Annotated in this window: 19 protein-coding genes; 11 read left to right on the top strand and 8 right to left on the bottom strand. The window is 45.8% G+C overall.

Annotated elements, in window-relative coordinates; genetic code table 11:
• Window positions 1–88 precede the first annotated feature (88 nt).
• Together ACZ2XM_RS05060 and ACZ2XM_RS05065 are read left to right on the top strand one after the other, a co-directional pair.
• Window positions 89–1,084, top strand: a complete 996-nt coding sequence (locus ACZ2XM_RS05060; protein ID WP_490587283.1) for an RluA family pseudouridine synthase — start codon at window positions 89–91, stop codon at window positions 1,082–1,084.
• Complete coding sequence (locus tag ACZ2XM_RS05065) at window positions 1,077–1,760, top strand: HAD family hydrolase (RefSeq protein WP_490587284.1); 684 nt, start codon at window positions 1,077–1,079, stop codon at window positions 1,758–1,760. Before ACZ2XM_RS05060 ends, ACZ2XM_RS05065 begins: the two co-directional genes overlap by 8 nt.
• 151 nt (window positions 1,761–1,911) lie before the next feature.
• Here the strand turns inward: ACZ2XM_RS05065 and yihA are convergent, their stop codons facing one another.
• Complete coding sequence (yihA, locus tag ACZ2XM_RS05070) at window positions 1,912–2,604, bottom strand: ribosome biogenesis GTP-binding protein YihA/YsxC (protein ID WP_490587285.1); 693 nt, start codon at window positions 2,602–2,604, stop codon at window positions 1,912–1,914.
• A gap of 328 nt (window positions 2,605–2,932) precedes the next feature.
• Here yihA and ACZ2XM_RS05075 point away from each other — a divergent pair, with 328 nt between their 5' ends.
• From ACZ2XM_RS05075 to ACZ2XM_RS05090, 4 genes are all read left to right on the top strand, one after another.
• Window positions 2,933–3,367, top strand: a complete 435-nt coding sequence (locus ACZ2XM_RS05075) for a c-type cytochrome (protein WP_490587286.1) — start codon at window positions 2,933–2,935, stop codon at window positions 3,365–3,367.
• A 268-nt stretch (window positions 3,368–3,635) separates the two neighbouring features.
• Entirely contained in the window at window positions 3,636–4,304 is a 669-nt protein-coding gene (locus tag ACZ2XM_RS05080) for a c-type cytochrome (protein WP_490587287.1), read from the top strand.
• 373 nt (window positions 4,305–4,677) lie between these two features.
• On the top strand, window positions 4,678–5,805 hold the full coding sequence (locus ACZ2XM_RS05085) for a hypothetical protein (protein ID WP_490587288.1): 1,128 nt from the start codon (window positions 4,678–4,680) through the stop codon (window positions 5,803–5,805).
• Between the two features lie 104 nt (window positions 5,806–5,909).
• Window positions 5,910–6,275 carry an RnfH family protein gene (locus tag ACZ2XM_RS05090; protein ID WP_490587289.1) on the top strand — a complete coding sequence of 122 codons (366 nt, stop codon included), beginning with the start codon at window positions 5,910–5,912 and terminating at the stop codon, window positions 6,273–6,275.
• A gap of 40 nt (window positions 6,276–6,315) precedes the next feature.
• On the opposite strand, the gene ACZ2XM_RS05095 is transcribed toward ACZ2XM_RS05090, so the two are convergent.
• On the bottom strand, window positions 6,316–6,744 hold the full coding sequence (locus tag ACZ2XM_RS05095) for an outer membrane protein assembly factor BamE (RefSeq protein ID WP_490587290.1): 429 nt from the start codon (window positions 6,742–6,744) through the stop codon (window positions 6,316–6,318).
• Window positions 6,745–7,300: 556 nt separating this feature from the next.
• Here ACZ2XM_RS05095 and fur point away from each other — a divergent pair.
• Entirely contained in the window at window positions 7,301–7,738 is a 438-nt protein-coding gene (gene fur / locus ACZ2XM_RS05100; protein ID WP_490587291.1) for a ferric iron uptake transcriptional regulator, read from the top strand.
• A 363-nt stretch (window positions 7,739–8,101) separates the two neighbouring features.
• Here the strand turns inward: fur and ACZ2XM_RS05105 are convergent, their stop codons facing one another.
• Window positions 8,102–9,223, bottom strand: a complete 1,122-nt coding sequence (locus ACZ2XM_RS05105) for a PilT/PilU family type 4a pilus ATPase (protein ID WP_490587292.1) — start codon at window positions 9,221–9,223, stop codon at window positions 8,102–8,104.
• A gap of 109 nt (window positions 9,224–9,332) precedes the next feature.
• Complete coding sequence (locus ACZ2XM_RS05110) at window positions 9,333–10,370, bottom strand: type IV pilus twitching motility protein PilT (RefSeq protein WP_490587462.1); 1,038 nt, start codon at window positions 10,368–10,370, stop codon at window positions 9,333–9,335.
• Between the two features lie 563 nt (window positions 10,371–10,933).
• Here ACZ2XM_RS05110 and ACZ2XM_RS05115 point away from each other — a divergent pair.
• Window positions 10,934–11,641: a YggS family pyridoxal phosphate-dependent enzyme gene (locus tag ACZ2XM_RS05115; RefSeq protein WP_490587463.1), complete on the top strand. Its 708-nt coding sequence runs from the start codon at window positions 10,934–10,936 to the stop codon at window positions 11,639–11,641.
• 157 nt (window positions 11,642–11,798) lie between these two features.
• On the opposite strand, the gene paeA is transcribed toward ACZ2XM_RS05115, so the two are convergent.
• Together paeA and ACZ2XM_RS05125 are read right to left on the bottom strand one after the other, a co-directional pair.
• Window positions 11,799–13,076, bottom strand: a complete 1,278-nt coding sequence (gene paeA, locus ACZ2XM_RS05120) for a polyamine export protein PaeA (protein ID WP_490587293.1) — start codon at window positions 13,074–13,076, stop codon at window positions 11,799–11,801.
• A 224-nt stretch (window positions 13,077–13,300) separates the two neighbouring features.
• Window positions 13,301–14,986 carry an NAD+ synthase gene (locus tag ACZ2XM_RS05125; RefSeq protein ID WP_490587294.1) on the bottom strand — a complete coding sequence of 562 codons (1,686 nt, stop codon included), beginning with the start codon at window positions 14,984–14,986 and terminating at the stop codon, window positions 13,301–13,303.
• A gap of 1,018 nt (window positions 14,987–16,004) precedes the next feature.
• On the opposite strand from ACZ2XM_RS05125, the gene ACZ2XM_RS05130 reads away from it, so the two are divergent.
• The 3 genes from ACZ2XM_RS05130 (at window position 16,005) to epmA (ending at window position 19,469) form a co-directional block, all read left to right on the top strand.
• A complete protein-coding gene (locus ACZ2XM_RS05130) occupies window positions 16,005–17,174 on the top strand; it encodes an AI-2E family transporter (protein WP_490587295.1) in 1,170 nt (389 codons plus the stop codon).
• A gap of 97 nt (window positions 17,175–17,271) precedes the next feature.
• The gene (locus ACZ2XM_RS05135; RefSeq protein ID WP_490587296.1) at window positions 17,272–18,375 is read left to right on the top strand and encodes a 4-phosphoerythronate dehydrogenase; all 1,104 of its coding nucleotides are present in this window, start codon (window positions 17,272–17,274) and stop codon (window positions 18,373–18,375) included.
• A 122-nt stretch (window positions 18,376–18,497) separates the two neighbouring features.
• The gene (gene epmA, locus ACZ2XM_RS05140) at window positions 18,498–19,469 is read left to right on the top strand and encodes an EF-P lysine aminoacylase EpmA (RefSeq protein WP_490587297.1); all 972 of its coding nucleotides are present in this window, start codon (window positions 18,498–18,500) and stop codon (window positions 19,467–19,469) included.
• Here the strand turns inward: epmA and ACZ2XM_RS05145 are convergent.
• Window positions 19,466–19,915, bottom strand: coding sequence for a YaiI/YqxD family protein (locus ACZ2XM_RS05145; RefSeq protein WP_490587298.1), 450 nt, complete (start codon window positions 19,913–19,915; stop codon window positions 19,466–19,468). The genes epmA and ACZ2XM_RS05145 overlap by 4 nt on opposite strands.
• A 15-nt stretch (window positions 19,916–19,930) precedes the next feature.
• Window positions 19,931–21,130 (bottom strand): 5-(carboxyamino)imidazole ribonucleotide synthase, encoded by a 1,200-nt coding sequence (locus ACZ2XM_RS05150; protein ID WP_490587299.1) that lies wholly within the window; start codon window positions 21,128–21,130, stop codon window positions 19,931–19,933.
• Window positions 21,131–21,163: the final 33 nt, after the last annotated feature.

The following is a 21,163-nucleotide window of genomic DNA, read 5'->3' on the forward strand; positions in this document are numbered from 1 at the left end:
TCGGTCTAATTCTACTTATTGATACCTGCTTAATTGCATCTCAACGTGATAAACTATAACAAATCTTTGTGTAAACACCTAACTAAATATGTCAAATACCCCCAAAAGCGCGCCAGCGACCAGTCAATATTTTCCGCAGAGCGCCGACGATGAAATCGAAAACTTTAACCTAGTCAACTATCTAGAAGTGACCCGTCATCAGCATGACCAGCGTGTGGATAACTTTTTATTGGCCCGCCTAAAGGGCTTGCCGAAGTCGCACCTTTATAAGATGATTCGCTCAGATGAAGTGCGGGTGAACAATAAGCGCTGTAAGCCTTACGATAAGCTATATCGTGGCGATGTGGTACGTATTGCGCCTGTAAAACTGGCCACACGTGATAAACCTATTATTAGTCAAGACTTTGCTAATGGGTTGCTAGCGCGCGTCGTCTATGAAGATGAGGGGCTTATCGTATTAAATAAGCCTTCTGGCATCGCTGTTCATGGCGGTAGTGGCTTGGATTTTGGCGTTATTGAAGCCATGCGTGAGGTCACTGGTAAGAAATATCTCGAGCTGGTACACCGTATCGATAAGGACACCTCTGGGCTATTAATGATCGCTAAAAAGCGCTCAACCCTAAAGACTTTGCAAGAATATCTGCGCGATAAGACTATCCAGAAATCTTATCTTTGTATCGTGAAAGGTCAACCGGTCCTGAACGAGCAGCAGATTGATGCCCCGTTATTGCGCTATACCTTGGCCAGTGGCGAGCGCCGTGTCAAAGTGGATACGCAAGATGCGCAGTCTAAGCCCAGTCAGACCGATATAAAAGTATTAGGACGTTTTGAGCTAGCCGGCGCCCCCGTCAGTCTGATTGTAGCCAAGCCTCTGACCGGGCGTACCCATCAAATTCGCGTGCATCTCACCCATATTGGTCATCCTATCCTCGGTGATGATAAGTATCATGCGACCGATAAGTCAGGCACGCATCGCTTATGCTTACACGCTTGGCAGCTTGAGGTGCCGGGTTATGAAGTGATTACGGCACCCCTACCAGAAGATATCGCGCAGCTGCTACCTGACACGGTTGTCTATGAGTAATCTACTGGCCGATAAATCCCTGATTATCTTTGATTGGGATGGCACTTTAATGGACTCGATTGGCCTGATTGTCGAGGCCATGCATGTGGCCGCCCAAGCGCAAGGGTTCACGACTAGCGACGAGGCCGTGAAGGGTATTATTGGCCTGAGTCTTATGCGTGGTATCGAGATACTGTTTCCCAATAGCACGGATGAGCAAAGACAAACGCTGCAAGCAGATTACGCTGAGTACTATATTGCTAATAGCCATAAGACCCCGTTTTTTAAGGGTATTGAAGCTATGCTGCAGACATTGATTGAGCAAGGCAGACAATTGGCGGTGGCAACGGGTAAAAAACGAGCCGGTTTAGACCGGGTGCTCACGGCATCTGCCAGCCATAAGTATTTTATCAGCAGTCGCTGTGCCGATGAGTCAGGCTCTAAACCAGACCCGCAGATGTTGTTAGATATATTGCAAGAGACCAGTCATAGCATTGCAGACGCGGTATTTATTGGCGACAGTATCCATGATATACAGATGGCTCAGGCCCTAAATATGACCAGTGTCGCGGTGAATTATGGGGCAGCAACGGCGGCGACGCTGACGGGTGAAAATCCTACCTATCAAGTCGACTCGCCCCAAGCGTTGATAGCTTTATTAACCAGCACCACACATATGACCGCCACTCAGTCCTAGCCTTATTTATTGCCCTAATTAATTACTCTAGTTACTTTCTCCTAAACATAAAAAACCCTGCCATATGGCAGGGTTATTTTTATTCACGGTTTAGAAAAAGGTTAAACCAGATATTGTATGGACCGTAACCGGCCTCTCTCTTATCTTTCCCTTATAGCTCTTCTTCTCTAGTGTCGGCTAACGTAGAGTTACCAAATTCTAGCCAATTGCCCATGACGCCAGCTAACTCATCAATGCCTTTTTTACGCAATGCTGAAAATAGCTGAATCGTGCAGGGCAACTCTAATTTTTGCAGTTGGCGTTTGGTCTCAAGTAGGGCTTTTTGTGAAGCGCCATATTTAAGCTTATCTGCTTTGGTCAGCAAGATATGCACGGGTAGGCCGCCATCTTTGGCCCAGTGCAGCATCTGCTCATCGAAAAATTGTAGGGGGCGGCGAATATCAGTCAACAGCACTAGACCTGCTAGACTTGAGCGAGACACCAAATACTCCTCTAACTCTACCTGCCATTCCTTTTTCATCTCGAGCGGTACAGCCGCATAACCGTAGCCGGGTAAATCGACCAGTCGGGTCGCCGGCGTCTCAATCTGAAAAAAGTTAATCATTTGTGTACGGCCTGGCGTCTTTGATGAGCGTGCCAGCTGACGTTGGTTGGTCAGTGCATTGATAGCCGAGGACTTGCCTGCATTCGAGCGTCCAGCAAATGCCACCTCAAACCCTGTATCTGCTGGGCACAGGCGAAAAGTCGGCGCAGAAAGCATAAACTCAGTCTGCTGAATACGCTGGCGTGACTGAGTGTTAAAAGTAGCCGCATCAACGTTAAGGGTGTCGGGAGAGGTCGTCATAAAAGGTCTTTATCTCGTTAAAATAGAGGGGGAGCAGTCAAAATACAGGAGCAGTGCTATATAGTCATTGTCATATTTGCACTGTATTATCGGCACTGGCATATCGGCACTGGCATCATATTAGGTACTATCATATCATGCCCGCTGATAAACAATGTAGTACGCCATAAAATTGTCTGAACGCATCTCAAAAATTACCTGAGATAAGTCTTAATAATTAGTAGGATAGGTAAATGTATGTGAGTGTTTGTACACTTAGTTACCCATGGTATACTGAAGTCTAGACCTGTCCTAAATTAATGGGCAGCTCTAACAAAGGAGATATCCTATGCGCTTTAAGTTTGTTCAGCCAATAGCTAGCCGTGGTGCTAACGCTGCTGCCAGCCAAAATAGCCAGAGTCAACCAATGAGCTTTTCATTCACGACCCTTTTCCTCCATAAAGCCTTTACTAGCGCCAAGCTATTGCTAATCAGTGGGGCTTTATTAGCGGGTGCGCAACTTGCGCAGGCTGATGTGGGTAGCCTCTATAATGACTCTTGCGCTGCTTGTCATGACAGTGGTGCTCTAAACGCGATCAAAAAGGGCGATACAGCCCGTTGGAATGCACTCATTCAACAAAAAGGCATGGACGCTCTGGTGAAATCGGTCAGAGTAGGCATGATTCAGATGCCAGCAGGTGGCTTATGTAAAAGCCCTACCAATCCTAAAGAAAACTGTAGCGATAAACAGTATCGCGAGTTGATTCAATATATGAGTAAATAGGCTGTGCTTAATATGAGCAAGTAGCCTGTGCTCTACTGTGTATGAGTATAAAAAAAGCTATAAAATTACAGTTGAGTAGGGAATTTTCTCTATAATTAGTGAAAAATAATAGCAAAACCACAATAATGACATGGCATACAGCGAGTCTTGCCTAACCTGACTTAAAGGTATTTATTAAGTAGGAAAAAATTACAAAGACTTGCTATAATAGTCACAATTAACCCCCAAATACTTTATGGCTTACGTCAAGTTAGTAGGATCTTTCACAATGAAAAAGTTAATCGCTGCCGCCAGCTTATGCTTCGCCAGTATCAGCGCTCAAGCTGTTATTACCGTTCCTGAATACGACGTTAAGGCTGGACAAAAAGTCGTTGAGACCGTCTGTGCCGCTTGTCATGGCCTTAATGGGGTGAGTATTGTTCCTGCTCAGCCTAATCTTGGTGGACAGAATGTTCGCTACTTATATAAGCAGCTGTTAAACTTTAAAACTGGCTATCGCAAGAATGGCATCATGCAGTCACAGGTTGCCGCCTTGACCCAGCAAGATATGGCCAACGTTGCCGGCTATTATGCCAGTCAGCCCGTGTGGGGATTCGCTACAGGTAATCCAGCGACCAACCATGAAGCCAGTAAGTTATTCTTAGGTGGCGACAAGTCACGTGGCGTGATTCCTTGTGCTGGTTGTCATGATCCAGAAGCTCGTGGCAATGAGTGGGCAGCGTTCCCGCGTCTAGGCGGTCAACACGCGCAATATATCTCGACGCAGTTGAAGCTTTTTCGTGCTGCGGGCCGTGAAGACGATATCGCTAGCGATGATCAGAAACGTGTTAACGATGCTGATAAAGAAGGCAATAAGGGCATGATGCAGATGGTAGCTTCGCGTCTATCGGATCGCGATATTCGTATCCTATCTGACTATATCAGTGCTGTACACTAGTCTTAAATAAGGCGGCTGTTGCGTCATTATTTAAGGCACAATAGCTCAGTGCTAGTCTGCTATCTTAAAAACCCCACTTTGGGGTTTTTTTTCGGCTGTACTACCCGCAAATTTTAGCTGAAGATTGTTATTTAAGCGCCATGGCTGAATGATAATGTTTGCTTATAGGCTATTGGTAGTCGTCATACTCTTGCAAACAGCTTATGTGCGAGACAGTCTATTAATCTATATAATAGCTTTACTAACTAAGCTTTAATAAGTAGCTTTTAATAAGTGCTCCTTACTAAGCAACCCTTTAATAAGTGATCTTTATTAAATAACTCTTATTGATTCACTTTGCTATCCCAATCAACTTTCAAGTTAGGTCGAAACTATGATGGTTCGCTACGCTTCTTATCTTATGGCAGCTATTTTACCGCTGCTATTATTCCATTGGTTTACGCCGGCCTCTATTGGTCAAATCGATTTCTGGTTATTGTGGTTACTGGCTATGGTCATCGTAGCCTTGCCTATGGTCTATGCAGAAATAGCTTTAGCCTATCGCAGCCGCCAAGCCCCAGTAGGGGGCATGCAGGTCTTAACGCGTGAAGCGGATGCTAGTATTTTATGGCGCGGTTTTGGCTGGCTAGCCGCTATAGTAGCCATTGTTATTGCGGCTTTGGCAATCTCTGGCGCTAGTATGGGGGTGCAGGGCGCACTAACTGAGTTTGGTATCCAGCTGAGCATGCCCACGTTTGCGTTGTCCGCTGGTCTCATTGTTATTGCTATGCTGTTGAGCTTACTGGGCGCAGGTACTTTACCTGTGGGATTTGTCTTGATGGGTGTGGGCTTGCTGTTTGGCTTGTTTTCCGGTCACCCGGCTTGGGACTTTGCGATGACTCAGGTGAGTTTGGCCGAATGGGGCCGAGCTGTGGCGCTAGCCTTGGTCAGTGTGGGCGCAGGTACCGGTATTTATTGGTACGCACAAAATGCCGCAAATACGACCGCAGAGCAGTTGGGTCAGGATGGCTACCCCATAGCTGCTAGCAAAAATAATGGGCTACGAGCTTCTCAGCAGGTACTACCGATTTGGGGTTTACAGCTGGTGGCGGGTCTGGCGGCCTTATTGATTAGCGGGATTAACCTACCGCCGCTTGGCGCACTATTTTATCTGGTCGGGGTGCTGTGTGTGTCCGCGTATTTATTACACTATGCTGCAGAGCAATTTAAGGTCAAGTTTGGTCTTATTATTAGCTTAGTACTGACCTTATTGATAGGCATCGTCTTAGCTGCGGCCTTACCGACCACATGGTTGGTAATCGTATTGGTAATTAGTAGTAGTGTGGCGGCCTTATTACTGTCTGTATTTGCCGGTTGGCAGATGAAAATAAGCCATTTGCGCAAGTCGCTTAATTTTGGCAATGAAGCTTTCTATAATCTATGGCGTATCGCTATTCGTATCTTAGTGCCGTTAGCGATGCTATTGGCCGCTATTGGGTGGCTAGGTGAGTGGTTGGGCTAAGGCCAGTTGTCCTATAGCAACCTGTCTGTTGATAACGTGACTGTTATTTGCTAAATAAAGATGACAGTCATTCGCTCAAGTATAAATATTAATGAGTAAAGCCTATGTCCCAACTGTCTACTCCTCACAGCAGCGCTGCAACTGATATTACTATTAGTTTGGCTTATGCGCCCACAGCTGAGCAGCAATACTACGAGCAGAGGCAGGTCGCTGTCGGGACTACCTTATATCAAGCTTTGGCACTGGCTGGCTGGTTAGAGCGTTTTCCTGTATTAGCCCATTGGTGTGAGCAAGTAGAGGCTAGCGAAACCCCTACAGCTAAGCTTTGGCATGTCGGGGTTTACTCACATAAGCAACCCCTCAACTATGTGTTAAAAGCGCAGGATCGTATCGAAGTCTATCGTACGCTACAGCTGGATCCCATGGGCAAACGTAAAAATAGAGCCATAAAAAAGCAGCAGAGCCAGTAAAGTGGCCGTGCTGCTAGTAAGCTTTACTTGGACTAAGAGACTATTTCTTCATTTTAGTCGCAGGTAAGCTTTCAATACCTTCAACGCGGCTGACTTGGCCGGCAGCATCAAAATAAACGACTAAGTGTTGGCTGGCATCATTAATGTCAGGACGGCCCTGACGTTTGCCTTCAGTGCCCGCTTGATAGTCATAGATATAGTCCCAACGATTGGGCGCTAAAGTATCTTTTAAAGCCGGACTGCCCAATAAGTATAAAACTTGGCTTTGGCTCATACCGACTTGCAATTTGCTGGCATCAGTCTGCGTAATAGGGGTGCCTTGTGGCAAATCAATCTTATAGACGCTAAATAGTGAGCAGCCAGGCAAAGTAGCGACAGCAAGCAGTCCCGCTAATAGGGGAGTGGCCAGTACACGGGTAGAAAGCAGCTTACGATAGAGACGGGGCTGAGTCATAGGAAAGTCACTCATTATTATCAGATCATATCGCTCAATACTACTAGCACGAGGGGCATTTAAGCTTAGCCGGTATCAGCCAATCTCTCGACCGATAGCGCCGGGCGTCACTTATAGTATTCGTAGGGTAAAATGAGCAGGTATGAGAGGTTAGTACGAATATAAGGATATTAGAAAAGTAATTACGCCCAAATGATACGTCATTTACTTGCAATTGCCTACCACTTACGACATTATTTACTAAATTGCTGGCTTATGCTTGCTTAATATCTAGGGGTCTATACAGTGGTAGTCAGATAGCTAGAATAACCGCTAGCGCTTATACCACGCCTTATTACCTATTACAGTCATTCGCATAACCCTACTGTAGCTATGCAGATGCTTTTCTATATTAAAGGTGGGCAATCACAGGGTTAATACGTAGGCGTAAGCTTACCTCTACAATGTGCTACGCTAACCCATAAGCTACGATATAGCGAATATTATAATGACTCGTAGCACTGTGACAGCCTACCTTGAATTTAGGTAAGTTTAATTTTTAGTCAGTTGTTTGAACCAAGGATAAATGAATATGACTTCAAGATTTACAAATCAGGATTTACGCAAGGCAGGCCTCAAAGTCACCTTACCACGCATCAAAATTTTAGAATTACTTGAGCGCGCTGAGCATCACCACATGAGTGCGGAAGACGTGTATAAAGCGTTGATTGAGCAAGGAGAAGATGTGGGTCTAGCGACTGTATATCGTGTCCTTACTCAGTTTGAGCAAGCCGGTATTGTGGAGCGTCATAACTTTGAAAATAATTTATCTGTCTTTGAGGTTATGCAAGATGAGCACCATGACCATTTGGTCTGTGATGTGTGCGGTAAAATCATCGAATTCCATAACAAGGTTATTGAGTCTGAGCAGCTAAAAGTGGCGGCAGAGCATGGCTTTAAATTGTCTGGTCACTCTTTAGTACTGTACGGAATCTGCAGCGATCAGGCGTGTAAAGACAGCGTCAGATAAGAGCGTAATAGTAGCAATTGGTAACAGGTAACGGGCAGTTTGACTATAACCACAGCGCCTACGGATTAAAACCACCTGTCAGTGCTACAAGCAGAGCTACAAGATTTAGCCCTTTAATAATAACGACTGTCTTTTAACTCTCAGGTTCAAGACAGTCGCTTATTTAGGTAGTTTCTTACTTCAATGATTTATCTATCTATACCTACCTTTTACCCGCCTTTTCTCTCAAGCAACCCGGTTAAATCAACAGCGGTTATTATGAGCTCTTTACCCTAAATCATGCCAAATTAGCGCTTATCTTAGCGCCAATAATAGCTCCTTTAGGTTTTATGAGACTATTTTAATAGCATTACTGCTACCTTCTTAGTTAATAATGAGAGAGAAACCATTACTCAGTTGCTCATCGACTGCCACCACATATTTAGTCTCAAGTTTAATCCGGAGGCGTAAATCGTTTGCGGAGTCAGCATGTTTAATAGCCTCATCGTAACTAATCTCTCCCGTCACAAACAAATCGAATAACGCTTGATCGAAAGTCTGCATACCGATGTCTCTAGAGCGGGTCATGATGGGCTTAATTTCATGTATTTCGCCTTTACGGATATGGTTGGCAATCAATTGGGTGTTAATCAATATTTCGATAGCGGCTCTACGACGCTTGCAGTCTGTAGTCAGTATTAACTGCTGGGCCACAATAGCCTTTAAGTTTAATGAGAGATCCATCAATACTTGCCCGTGACGCTCTGTATCAAAAAAGTGCAAGATACGATCAATAGCCTGATTGGCATTATTGGCATGCAAAGTGGCGAAGACTAGGTGACCGGTTTCAGCATACTGAATCGCATAACCCATAACCTCACGATTGCGAATTTCACCAATCAAGATCACATCGGGCGCTTGGCGTAAGGTGTTTTTTAGGCCAGCCTCAAAAGATAAGGTATCGATACCGACTTCACGTTGCGTGACGATACAGCCTTGATGTTGATGAATAAACTCAATAGGATCTTCAATACTGATGATATGACCACGCGAGTGCTTGTTACGATAACCCGTCATGGCGGCTAGGGTCGTTGATTTACCGGTTCCGGTACCGCCCACTAACAGAATAATACCGCGTTTAGTCATCGCCAGTTCATTCAAGATAGGCGGTAATTGCAGCGATTCCGTAGTCGGGATTTTGGATTCAATCTTCCGCAGTACCATACCCGCGTTATCACGTTGGATAAAAGCACTCACCCGAAAGCGTACCGATTTAGCCTTATTACAGATAGCAAACTGACATTCATTGGTGCGTTCAAACTCGCTAATCTGCAGAGGGGTCATAAGGCTACGAGTCAGCGTCATGGTCTGTTCGCCGGTCAGAGCTGTCTTACCAATGGGCCGTATCTGCCCATTAATTTTCATCGAGGGTGGTAAATCAGTAGTGATAAACAGATCCGAGCCATTGTTATCGATCATAAGTTGGAGGAGTTTTTCAATGTCCATAGATCACCTGGCTTGCGAGTTTATTAGTATAGAGTTAGGCGGCGTAGTCAGCGTTTTGACCCAGTTAAGTCTGCTACAGTAACTGTGGGGCAGACTGCTAGTGGGTAGCCTAGAAAAAAGCATCAGGCTGCTTAGCATAAGGACGGGCTACCTCTTTACTAATAGTGCCTTTCTGCACTAAGTTCTTCAGCGTTTGATCCAAGGTAATCATGCCATCGCTAGCTCCCGTCTGAATCGCAGAATACATCTGGGCAATTTTGTTTTCACGAACTAGGTTGCGTATGGCGGGAGTCCCTAACATGATTTCATGGGCGGCAACTCGGCCGCCAGTATTACGCTTGAGCAGCGTTTGCGAGACGATAGCCTGTAATGATTCGGATAACATGGCACGAATCATATCTTTTTCAGCAGCTGGGAAAACGTCGATAATACGGTCAATAGTTTTGGCCGCAGAACTGGTGTGCAGAGTACCAAAAACCAAGTGCCCCGTTTCAGCGGCGGTAAGTGCCAAACGAATAGTTTCAAGGTCACGCAATTCACCGACGAGAATAACGTCTGGATCTTCACGTAGTGCAGAGCGTAGTGCCTCATCAAACCCTAGGGTATCACGGTGGACTTCACGCTGGTTCACTAAGCTTTTTTTGGATTCATGGACAAATTCGATAGGGTCTTCAATCGTTAGAATGTGCTCTTTGCGGGTCTCGTTAATATAGTTAATCATAGCCGCTAAGGTGGTCGATTTACCTGACCCTGTAGGCCCCGTGACCAACACAATACCCCGTTTAAAATTGGCCATACGCTCAAATACTTCTCCCATACCCAGCTCTTCCATGGTAAGCACTTTGGAAGGAATAGTACGAAAGACGGCACCGGCACCACGATTTTGATTAAAGGCGTTAACACGAAAGCGAGCTAAGTTAGAGATTTCAAAAGAGAAATCCGTCTCATAAAATTCTTCAAAATTAGCGCGCTGTCGGTCATTCATGATTTCATAAATAAGCTGATGCACCGTTTGATGGCTTAACGGCGGCATATTGATTCGAGTAATCTCACCGTCTACTCGAATCATGGCAGGCAAGCCCGCTGAAATATGTAAATCTGAGGAATTTTGCTTAACAGAAAATCGTAAAAGGTCTTCGATACTGATATTACTTTTTTCAGCCATAGTGGCGGTTCCTATTTATAGTAGGGTGATAGTCAATAGTAGGGGATGAACTTGCTAAAAAATGGCTGCCTATGGCATAACCTAGATAAGCGTTAGTACGGATAATAAAAGTAACGTCATCATGGCGTACCAATGGCCGTTTTAAAGAGCCTTACCTGCTGCTTATCAACACACTAGCGGGCTTTTTTAGAAACGCTTTAACAGGACTAGACTGAGACAAAGTCGCGCATCTTTGCTATCGTTAACCTAATAATAACAAAAAAGCATAAAGAAATGACTAACTTATTATAATAGTTTAATAAAAAATTATAAGAGTTCAATAATGTCGATTAATATTAACCCAAATGTATAATTGCCTTTATTTATTTTTAATAAAGCGCCCCTAGATGATAGAGCCGAAAGCGCTAGTAAGCAATTCTTATGCCAACTAGCAAGCCTGATATACTAAAGGTTTTAGAATTTTTATTATTCGCAAACAATGAGAGGTAAAAATGCCATCTGATAACCATGAGCTTGCCAGCATGACCCCACCGCATGACTTAACTATGCAAGAGCAAGAAGCGCTCGTTGCTCGTTGGCAGCAGGTAGGTAGCGAGTTAAATGCGGTCAGTAAGCCAATAGCAGAGACAGAATCAGCAGATAATACTGTGACCTTATTAGCGGTGTCTAAAACTAAACCTGCGGCAATGATAGCCACGTTAGCGCGCGCTGGACAACGTCACTTTGGCGAAAATTACTTACAGGAAGCGCTAGAGAAGATTCAGGCGCTGCAGCGAACAGAGGCAGGAGGGCAGATCGTTTGGCACTATATCGGCCATATCCAACGTAATAAAACCCGTGATATTGCTGAGCATTTTGACTGGGTACATACTATTGAGCGTGAGATTATCGCAAAGCGTTTACACGAGCAGCGCCCTGAAGGGCTAGCGGCGCTCAACGTGTTAATTCAGGTCAATATCGATGACGAAGACAGTAAGTCGGGCTGTCAGCCTAGCGAGTTGCCAGAGCTGATAGCAGCGATTAAACAGTATGATAGGCTGCAGTTGCGCGGCATCATGATTATCCCTGCCAAAGAAGATTCAGATGCTTTCGCACGTACGAAGCAGCTGTTTGATGAAATCCAAAAACAGCATCCTGACTTAGCGCAATGGGATACGCTAAGCATGGGCATGAGTGGCGATATGAGCGAGGCGGTGGCTGCTGGCTCGACCATGGTCAGGGTAGGCACGGCTATCTTTGGTGCCCGTGATTAGCCAGTGCTACCCATAGTGACTCCTTAATACCTAATATCTAATACCTAATATTTAATATCTAATATTTAATATCTAATATTTAATATTTAATATCTAATATCTATATTGATAAGAGCAGCGATTGTTTAAAGGCATGCAGCAAAGCAAACCAATGCATTTATTTTTGCTCATCTTGCAACTTCGTGACGAGTAATTGGTTAATCTTGAGCCGTTCAGTATCTAGTATTTCGAAATGAAAACCGGCATGCTCAATAATGTCGGTTTTTTTAGGAATTTTGCGCAGCATATACATCATAAAGCCGCTAATAGTTTCGTAGTTTTCGGAGTTGGGTAGGTTAATGATACCGAGGGCACGAATCACATCTTCAATAGGGGTCATACCATCGACCAACCAAGAGTTGTCGGTACGTTGGACGATAGCTTGCTCTTCAACCGTGACCAGCTCGCCCATCACAATACTCATGACATCTTTTAGGGTAATGACCCCAACCACCATGGCGTATTCATTGACGATTACAGCAAAGTCGCTCCCTGTAGACTTAAAAGTCTCTAGCATCTCAAACAGTGACAAGGTATCTGGAATAAAGAGTGCGGGGCGTAATAAGCTTTGAGCCGTTAAGCTAACCTGTTGTTGCTTCAGGATAAGCGCAAGATACTGCCGTGACTCAACATACCCAATAATCTGCTCTAAATCATCTTCTAAGCATACCAAAAACTTATGGTGAGGCGCGTCAATCATAGTATCGACGACGTGCTCGTTGCTTGCTGCCGAGTCAAAATAAACAATCTGCTCGCGAGTGGTCATCACTGAGGTGACGGTCCTTTCTTGCATTTCAAAGATATTCTCAATCAGATGGTGCTCATGGTGTTTCAGCACGCCCGCTTCTGCACCGGCATCCATCACCGCATAAATATCTTCTGAGGTCAATTCGTCTTTACGCACAGTAGAGATGCCCATAAGTTTAAACAGGCTGTCGGCCGCCCCATCAAAAACCCAAATCAAGGGTTTAAAAATGAAGATTAAAAACAACATGGGACGTACCATTCTTAGCGCAACTGCTTCAGAATGCGACATAGCCAAGCGCTTGGGCATGAGATCGGCAAACAACACAAAGGCGCTGGTCACAAGGATAAAGGAGATGACGGAAGCTATGGCTTCGTGTCCTATGAGTTCAAAGAGATAGGGGCTAAGAGCCGCTTCTCCGATGACCCCTGCTAAAATGGCGACTGCATTTAAGGCTACCTGCACTACGGTGATAAAGCTGCCTGGGTGCTCCTGCATCGTTAGTACTTCTAGCGCACGAATATCTCCGTCTTTTGCCAAGATTTGCAGCTTAATCTTGCGAGCGGAGGCTAGGCCTAACTCGGAGCTGGAAACGACGGCACTGATGGCAATCAGAATGATAATAAATAGGCTGGCAGTAGCTAAGCTCATGAGGCTCTCGTAATAGGGGGCAGGACTATCAGTGAAGGTAAGTGTAGGATAAAGTTGAGATTGTATTAGATAAGGTTGAAATAAAACGGGCTTAAAAGCAGACGTATACTTTATAGTAGGCATTAAAAAAAGCTGGGCAAAAGCACCCAGCTTAACGGTCATTCAGCAAGTGCAGGGCGTGGCTATATAGTATTAGCCCTGCATTGTGTTAGCCCATCATTACCTTAGCCTTTAATAGACCATTTGTTCACCAGCGGATAACGGCGCTCACGACCAAAGGCCTTGCCGCTAATCTTTGTACCAATAGCAGATTGACGACGTTTGTATTCGCTGTTGTCTACCATCTGCAAAGTCTTTAGGACGAGCTCGCTATCAAAGCCTTTATCCACGATTTCTTGGTAGGCCAAGTCTTCATCGATGTAATGGCGCAAGATAGCATCTAAGATATCGTAGTCTGGCAAGCTGTCTTGATCCTTTTGATCAGGACGTAGCTCAGCCGATGGTGGTCGCGTAATGACCCGCTCTGGAATTACGGGGGTATCTTCTAGACGGTTACGATAATTGGCTAGCGCATATACTTCTGATTTATAGACGTCTTTTAATACGTCAAAGCCACCGGCCATATCGCCGTATAGGGTAGAGTATCCGACCGCCATCTCTGACTTATTGCCCGTAGTAATCACTAAGTGACCGAATTTATTGGACAACGCCATCAAAATCATGCCGCGAGCACGCGCTTGGATATTTTCTTCCGTAGTATCAGCACGCGATTTATTAAACAGTGGCGCTAGGGTAGCGCGGATACCTTCGACCGCATCAAATATTGGGCAGACGGTATAAGAGACGTTGAGACGACGGGCTTGCGCTTGCGCGTCCTCCAAGCTGATTTGCGAAGTATATTCATACGGCATCATGACCGCGTAAACTTTATCAGCGCCTAAAGCATCGACTGCGATACACAAGGTCAATGCTGAGTCGATACCGCCAGACAAACCTACGATGATACCGCCAAAGCCTGAGTTGTTTACATAATCGCGTAAGCCCACGACTAGCGCTTGGTACATCTCAGACTCACGGCTCAGCCCTAAGGGCGCTTTTTCTTGGCAATCAAACTTTTTCGCTTTAACATCAAAAGTAGCAATCAGCGTCTGGTTCAAAAAGCGTGAAGCTTCATGAGCGATAGTGCCATCTGCTTGGAACACTAAAGAGCCGCCATCAAAGACAAGGTCATCTTGGCCGCCAACCGCATTGACATACAAGATAGGCATTTGCTCTTCGCTACTGCGTTTGGCCAATAGCGCTTTACGACGGGCTTGTTTATCGGCTTCAAAAGGCGAAGCGTTCAAGGTCACGACTAAATCGGCCCCTTGATTCTTCAAATCTCTGATAGGCGTGTCTTCCCATACATCTTCACAGATTAGCAGACCGATAGTGATGCCTTTATAGTCGAATAAGACTTGATTGCGGCCTTTATCGAAATAACGACGCTCATCAAACACCCCATAGTTCGGCAAAAACTGCTTATGGTAAAAGCCTTTTTGTTGACCATTATGCAAGATGGCCGCTGAGTTAAAAGTACCATGGTGATCGACGTGCGGGTAGCCCACAATCATCACGATATCTTCTACATCACTCAGCGCGTTCAAAGCACTTTTTACCCGACCTGATAGGCTAGGGCGCAGCAGTAAATCTTCTGGTGGGTAGCCTAGTAGTGCCAGCTCTGGGAAGACAATAACGTCGGCCCCTTGCTTACGGGCTTCTACCGCCAACTGACGCATTTTGTCAGCATTACCAGTGATATCACCGACTAAAAAATGCGACTGTGCTAGAGCAAAAGTAACTTTATCGTAAGAGACTTTATCAGGCGAGTCGTGCTTAGAGGTAGCGCTATTATTAGTGTCTTTAGACATCTTTGTTGTTCCTATTTCTATAATACGAGTTTCTTTAATACGAATTTTTATCTTACTTTGAGCTTAAAAGGCTGAAATTATTCGCCTTAAAAGACAGTAAGGATGAAAAAAATGGGGTAAACCTTATCGCCTATACCTTATTACGCTAATCTTCCGTGGCCGTTTTTTAATTAGAGGCCTTCCGTCATAGTCTGGCCGGAGGCTCTATTTAATTGTTGTATAGCCAACGATTAGGCAGATAGTGACCCAATATAAGCAAAATTGTCCTACTGGCTAGCTATAATTATCCTCATTGTAGTCGCAACTTGGCCCAATTTTAGAGTAAATAAACGACTTATGAGTAATAATGAAGCAGCTTAGAGACGACAAATAACGGTTATCGAATAACGAATAGGGGTTAGCTCTATCGTAGGGTACCGGTAAGGCAGTGATAACGTGGTTAGTATAGCATCAATTGTGGTCAGCTTTTTTTACTAAACAAAGGCAGTAACAAAGTCAGCGGCTTAGTTGCTGCGGTGTTAATAAGAGACAACAGTTAGGTAAGGTAAAGACTATATGAGCTAGGCCTTGACGTTGTACTAGGTTAGGGCTTTTTTTAAGTAGGTAGCGAGCCAACTGTATAAGACATACCTTACTGCCCTCATGGCTTAATAAGCTAACCTTTGCCCTTATTCTGTAATGTTATAATAACCGTTAGCGCTTAGCTATTATTGAATCTATTGTGGGCCTTTTATAATCCTTATTAAATGAATACTTTGCTCTCTAAAAAAGCCTGTTTTATAGTTCAGATGCTATAGTTAGCGCACAAGTAAAATTGTAAGTAAAAGTTACAAGTTATAATTATTCATTCATGCTAACTTAGAGCATAATAATCACCTTATCCCATCCTAAGTTTTGCCGAATAGGGTCGGGTGCGCTTGCTGAGCTGCGCAACGACTTAACTTTAGCCTAGCCGCTTTATTTTATTAAATGTTTTACTTTTAGATGGTCACTTCTCACGCTATTTGGGTTACCTGACATGATTGAAAGCTGGACAAGAGAGCTGGTGACGCAACGTCTACTGGCCACCATATTGCTATTTGGGCTATTTATTTTATGCTTTAAAGTCGTGCACTTTTTTATTGTGCCGGCTTTATGGGCAGCGATATTGGCGTATGTGACTTTTCCAATTTATAATTTCTTTCATAAAAAGATTAAGCTGAGCCCCAATACTAGCGCGGGGCTTATGACCGTGGCCATTTCATTGATGATAGGTATCCCGCTAGTCGTGGGCTTATTTGTCTTGCAACAAGAAGCGCTGAGCGTTTATGGGACTTTATTGCGTCGTCTCAAAGCCGGCTACGTCGACTTACCAGAGAATATCAAAGACTTACCAGTGATTGGTCAGCAAGTTAAAGACATTTTGTGGAATATTAATAAAGACCCTGAAGCGTCTTTAGCCGCCTTCAAAGCGTGGCTACAATCGCATCTGTATTATGGCAAAATTGCCTTGGATGTGGCCTTTAGTAGTCTGGCTAAAATGGGCATGGCGCTAATGACGTTATTCTTCTTTTATCGAGACGGCATCAGTCTGGTCAAGCAAATTCGCCAAGCGCTGCGCAATATTATCGGCAACCGTATTGATGGCTATATCGACTCTGTCGGTACCACCACTCAAGCTGTGGTTTATGGTATTGGCTTGACCGCATTAGCACAGGCTTTACTGGCAGGGATTGGCTATTATTTCGCGGGTGCGCCCAGCCCTATCTTGATGACCCTTATTACCTTTGGTGTGGCGCTGATTCCATTCGGTACGCCTTTCGCTTGGGGCGCTGTGTCGCTGTGGCTATTGAGCAAAGGTCATACCACTGAAGGGATAGGCCTAGCGCTATGGGGGGTCTTAGTCATCAGTTGGGTGGACAACCTCATTCGTCCGATTGTCATCTCTGGCGCGACCAAAATTCCTTTTATCATTATCTTTATTGGCGTACTGGGCGGGCTGACGGCCTTTGGTTTTGTCGGGCTATTTATTGGCCCTGTGGTGTTAGCCATTGCCCTAGCCATCTGGCGCGAATGGATTGCCCAACATCGCAATCAAATTTTTGCCCCGCGGTTTATTCAACTCAAAGACCATCAATGGGTGCCTGTACATAATGGCTTAGTAAAACCGTTAGCGAACCCTACGGATTTTGATGAGGCGGCTGAGTAGCGCTGGGTAGTCATACCTTAACGAATAATATTGATTTAACACATCCGTCATATAACAAGAAAAGTAGACTTTCTATTTAACAAAAAAGTGGACCTTTATGCTGACCCTCATCGCTGACAGTAATATCGCTAGCCTCCATGACTACTTTAATGAGCAAGTGCTGGGACAGCCCGTCCATATTGTGGCTATGGCGGGGCGTGATATCACCGCTGCAGTTTTGGCAGAGTATCAGCCCGAGGCGCTGATAGTGCGCTCAGTCACGCTGGTTAATGAGACCTTATTGGCCGGCAATGAGAGCGTTAAGTTTGTCGGGTCAGCGACCATTGGTACCGACCATATCGACCAAGAATATCTGACTGCTAGACAGATTATGTTTAGCAATGCGGCCGGCTGTAGCAAGCACTCGGTCGCGCAATACGTGCTCACGGCTATGTTGACCTTGCGCCCCGAGTACTGGGACAGCGCATCTAGTCGAGCGCCTGTTAAGCTGGGTATTATTGGCTTGGGTAATATCGGCAGTACTTTAGCGCAATATGCCTTGGATTTAGGCTGGCAGGTTTTAGGCTATGACCCCCTTATCTCAAGCTCGGCTATTAACAATGCTAGTCTTGAGCAAGTGCTGACGCAAAGTCAGGCGATTAGTTTGCACGTGCCCCTCACCACTGCCGAGCAATCGGACTATCCTACCCAGCACCTAATTGATAACGCTGCCTTGGCGCAAATGCATGCGGATACGCTCTTAATTAATACGGCGCGTGGTCCTGTGATTAGCGAAGCGGCTTTGTCCGCAGATATCGCTGAGACCGGTAGGAAAGTGGTGTTAGATGTCTTTGAGCATGAGCCTATAGTGGCCGCAGCACTGCTAAATCAGTTGGTCATCGCAACACCACATATCGCAGGATATACCTTAGAGGGTAAACTGCGCGGAACCCAGATGGTCTTTGAGGCATTCGTTAAGGCGTTTAGCGAGCAACTAATTATAGAAACGACTTCCTTAATGGAAAGTCTATTGCCCGATAATCCCTATAGCTGGCCGGCCCTACACAGCAACCAGCAGCAGCTGGCCGAGTTTTACGATATCCTAAAAGACGATGCGCTATTGCGCAATGCGGTTGATGAGACAGCAGGGGAAGTCCCTGGGCTGGCTTTTGATCAACTGCGCAAAAACTATCCGTTACGACGTGAATGGCAGTATGGTTAATCGCTAACCATTTTTCCTATTGTGCTAGGGAAGTGCTGCATCGCTATCGCAACATCCTGTATTGCTATAACTCTTTATTTCTATAACTCTGTATTCCTATAACCCTATAACAAGACTGTGCCATGACCCCAACTGATTATCACCCCACCATGACCCTAGATATGGCGTATAAACGCGCTAATATGCTGACGACTATCCGTCAGTTCTTCGCAGAGCGTGAGGTGTTAGAAGTGCAGACGCCATTACTGTCGCAAGCGGGCAATACCGATGTTTTTGTGCCCTCGGTCTCAGTCAATGTTACGGTAGAGGATAAGCCGCAGACCCATTACCTGCATACCTCGCCTGAATTTGCGATGAAGCGGTTATTGGCGAGCTGGCAAGTGCCAATATATCAGCTGTGCCCAGTCTTTCGGGATAATGAAGTGGGCAGTCGCCACAATAGTGAGTTTACTATGCTCGAGTGGTATCGTCCCGGCTTCAGTTTGGCGCAGTTGGGCGATGAGCTGGCGGATTTGCTGGCGGCGGTGTTTGGCTATCGGCTGATTATGAATCACTATAGCTATGCGCAGGCGTTTATGGATTATGTGGGCATTCATCCGCTAAAGGCCAGCTGTGAGGTATTGTCTGCTATTGCGGCGGATAAAGGGCTCGCCGGTATTGACCTGGGTAATGACCACCAAGGCTGGTTAGATTTGCTGTTTAGTCATTTGGTGGAGCCGCATTTAGGCCATGATTTGCCCACCCTGATTACCGACTATCCGCCGGCAACAGCGGCGCTTGCCAAGATTAAACAAGACAAAGAGGGCAATGACGTGGCTTGCCGCTTTGAGCTCTATATCAATGGCTTAGAGATTGCCAATGCCTATGATGAGCTCGCTGATGCGGTAGCTTTGAAAGCTCGGTTTGAGCTAGACAATAGCGAGCGCCAATCACGGGGCTTGCCCACTATGCCTATCGATAAATATTTATTGGCTGCCAGTGATGAGCTGCTCCCCTGTAGCGGTATCGCCTTAGGGGTGGATCGCTTGCTAATGGTGGTGACGGGGGCAAAAACGATAGAGGAGGTGTTGAGCTTTCCGGTAGGACAGGCTTAACGCACCAAGCGATTTAGCCCATCTGCAAAGGCCTTTTTGTCTTTATCAGAGTAGGGCTTTTGTCCTGCCATTTGCGTGAGGTCTATCGCGCCAGTACCGCGCATCATGTCCATAAAGTCGCGGCCATTGAGCTTTTGCTTGATGTTGTTTTTGTCATAAATCACCCCGTGCGGAGTCATCACTTGGCCGCCATTATCCAGCACATCGTTGGCTAAGGGGATGTCGCTGGTGATCACTAAGTCGCCAGGCTCGACATTATCGGCAATGTAATCATCTGCGATATCAAAGCCTGATGACACCACCACCATGCTAATGAGCGGCGACTTGCGCACTTTGATGGGCTGATTGGCGACAAAGATAGCAGGTACCTTAGTACGCTCGACGGTCTTAGTCACCAAGTCTTTGACCACCAAGGGGCAAGCGTCCGCATCTATCCAAATTTTCATTTATTCAAACCTGCCTTATTCATCCAACCCTACTTTATTGGGCAACACCTTAACCAACTGCTCGAGAGCGGCCTCTAACTTAGCCACATCAGTAGGCATCAAGGTGATATGGCCAATCTTACGGTCTGCGCGCTCTTGTTTATGATAAGTGTGATAATGCGCGCCATCAATGGCCAAGACGTCACTGACATTGGGATATTGGCCCAACACGTTAATCATCACGGAAGGGTGGACATTATCGGTATCACCAAGCGGTAGACCGACGACGGCGCGAATATGGTTTTCAAACTGGCTGGTGACCGCGCCTTCGATACTCCAATGTCCTGAGTTGTGCACGCGTGGCGCAATCTCATTGGCCAAAACGGTATCATTGCCCTCAGCGTCTTTACAGACGAACAGCTCGAGTGCCATCACGCCCACATAGTCTAAATGGTTCATTATGGTGCTGATGGCCGACTGCGCCCTAGCCAATAGGTCGCTAGTGCCGACCGCCGGCGCATGGGTCTTGGCCAAAACACCTTGATAATGATGGTTTTCTACCAAATCATAGCTGCGGATGCTGCCATCTTGTGCGCGCGCAGCAATAATGGACACTTCACGGCTAAAGTCAATAAAGCCTTCAGCGATCAAAGGAGCCGGCGTCGAGGTTAAGCTGCCGTTACCTTTGACCGCGCCCCCTAACTCATCCCAAGCTTGGGCCACATCGGCCAAAGTCTTTAGGACAAACTGACCTTTACCATCATAACCCCCACGGCTGGTTTTGAGCACTAGCGGTAAGCCTAAGGTGGTGCAAGCTTGTTGTAGCTCCGCTTGGGAGGAGACCGCTAGAAAAGGCACGGTGCTAACATTGAGTTGGTTAAACAAAGACTTTTCTTTAAGTCGATCTTGCGCCACTGCTAAAGCTTGCGGCGGGGGATACATGCCTTGTTTATGGCCTTGTACTGATAGCTGTGCGAGCTGTTCAACCGGTGTTAAAGGGGTGTTTTCAAACTCTAGGGTAAAGACATCAGCGGCGGCAATAAAGTCCTCTAGCTGCTCAGTGCTATAGACGTCGCCATAGAGGGAGGCCGGGCAGTTGGGGCTGTCTTCTAAAAAGACACAACGGTAGCCGAGAGGCATAGCTGCTGCGGCCAGCATCATACCGAGCTGACCTCCTCCTAAAATACCGATAGTATGAATAGTTTGGCTGGCTGGATAAGCGGTAGCTTGGGTCATAAAAGGCTCTTAAAAACAGGAGTAAAAAGGGGG

It is taken from the genome of Psychrobacter sp. CoH-33_TS_01, assembly GCF_058189395.1.

What these genes read in the sequence shown, in the direction of transcription:
- ACZ2XM_RS05060 (WP_490587283.1), top strand. Translation starts at nt 89, where the DNA reads ATGTCAAATACCCCCAAAAGCGCGCCAGCGACCAGTCAATATTTTCCG.
- ACZ2XM_RS05065 (WP_490587284.1), top strand. Translation starts at nt 1,077, where the DNA reads ATGAGTAATCTACTGGCCGATAAATCCCTGATTATCTTTGATTGGGAT.
- yihA (WP_490587285.1), bottom strand. Translation starts at nt 2,604, where the DNA reads ATGACGACCTCTCCCGACACCCTTAACGTTGATGCGGCTACTTTTAAC.
- ACZ2XM_RS05075 (WP_490587286.1), top strand. Translation starts at nt 2,933, where the DNA reads ATGCGCTTTAAGTTTGTTCAGCCAATAGCTAGCCGTGGTGCTAACGCT.
- ACZ2XM_RS05080 (WP_490587287.1), top strand. Translation starts at nt 3,636, where the DNA reads ATGAAAAAGTTAATCGCTGCCGCCAGCTTATGCTTCGCCAGTATCAGC.
- ACZ2XM_RS05085 (WP_490587288.1), top strand. Translation starts at nt 4,678, where the DNA reads ATGATGGTTCGCTACGCTTCTTATCTTATGGCAGCTATTTTACCGCTG.
- ACZ2XM_RS05090 (WP_490587289.1), top strand. Translation starts at nt 5,910, where the DNA reads ATGTCCCAACTGTCTACTCCTCACAGCAGCGCTGCAACTGATATTACT.
- ACZ2XM_RS05095 (WP_490587290.1), bottom strand. Translation starts at nt 6,744, where the DNA reads ATGAGTGACTTTCCTATGACTCAGCCCCGTCTCTATCGTAAGCTGCTT.
- fur (WP_490587291.1), top strand. Translation starts at nt 7,301, where the DNA reads ATGACTTCAAGATTTACAAATCAGGATTTACGCAAGGCAGGCCTCAAA.
- ACZ2XM_RS05105 (WP_490587292.1), bottom strand. Translation starts at nt 9,223, where the DNA reads ATGGACATTGAAAAACTCCTCCAACTTATGATCGATAACAATGGCTCG.
- ACZ2XM_RS05115 (WP_490587463.1), top strand. Translation starts at nt 10,934, where the DNA reads ATGCAAGAGCAAGAAGCGCTCGTTGCTCGTTGGCAGCAGGTAGGTAGC.
- paeA (WP_490587293.1), bottom strand. Translation starts at nt 13,076, where the DNA reads ATGAGCTTAGCTACTGCCAGCCTATTTATTATCATTCTGATTGCCATC.
- ACZ2XM_RS05125 (WP_490587294.1), bottom strand. Translation starts at nt 14,986, where the DNA reads ATGTCTAAAGACACTAATAATAGCGCTACCTCTAAGCACGACTCGCCT.
- ACZ2XM_RS05130 (WP_490587295.1), top strand. Translation starts at nt 16,005, where the DNA reads ATGATTGAAAGCTGGACAAGAGAGCTGGTGACGCAACGTCTACTGGCC.
- ACZ2XM_RS05135 (WP_490587296.1), top strand. Translation starts at nt 17,272, where the DNA reads ATGCTGACCCTCATCGCTGACAGTAATATCGCTAGCCTCCATGACTAC.
- epmA (WP_490587297.1), top strand. Translation starts at nt 18,498, where the DNA reads ATGACCCCAACTGATTATCACCCCACCATGACCCTAGATATGGCGTAT.
- ACZ2XM_RS05145 (WP_490587298.1), bottom strand. Translation starts at nt 19,915, where the DNA reads ATGAAAATTTGGATAGATGCGGACGCTTGCCCCTTGGTGGTCAAAGAC.
- ACZ2XM_RS05150 (WP_490587299.1), bottom strand. Translation starts at nt 21,130, where the DNA reads ATGACCCAAGCTACCGCTTATCCAGCCAGCCAAACTATTCATACTATC.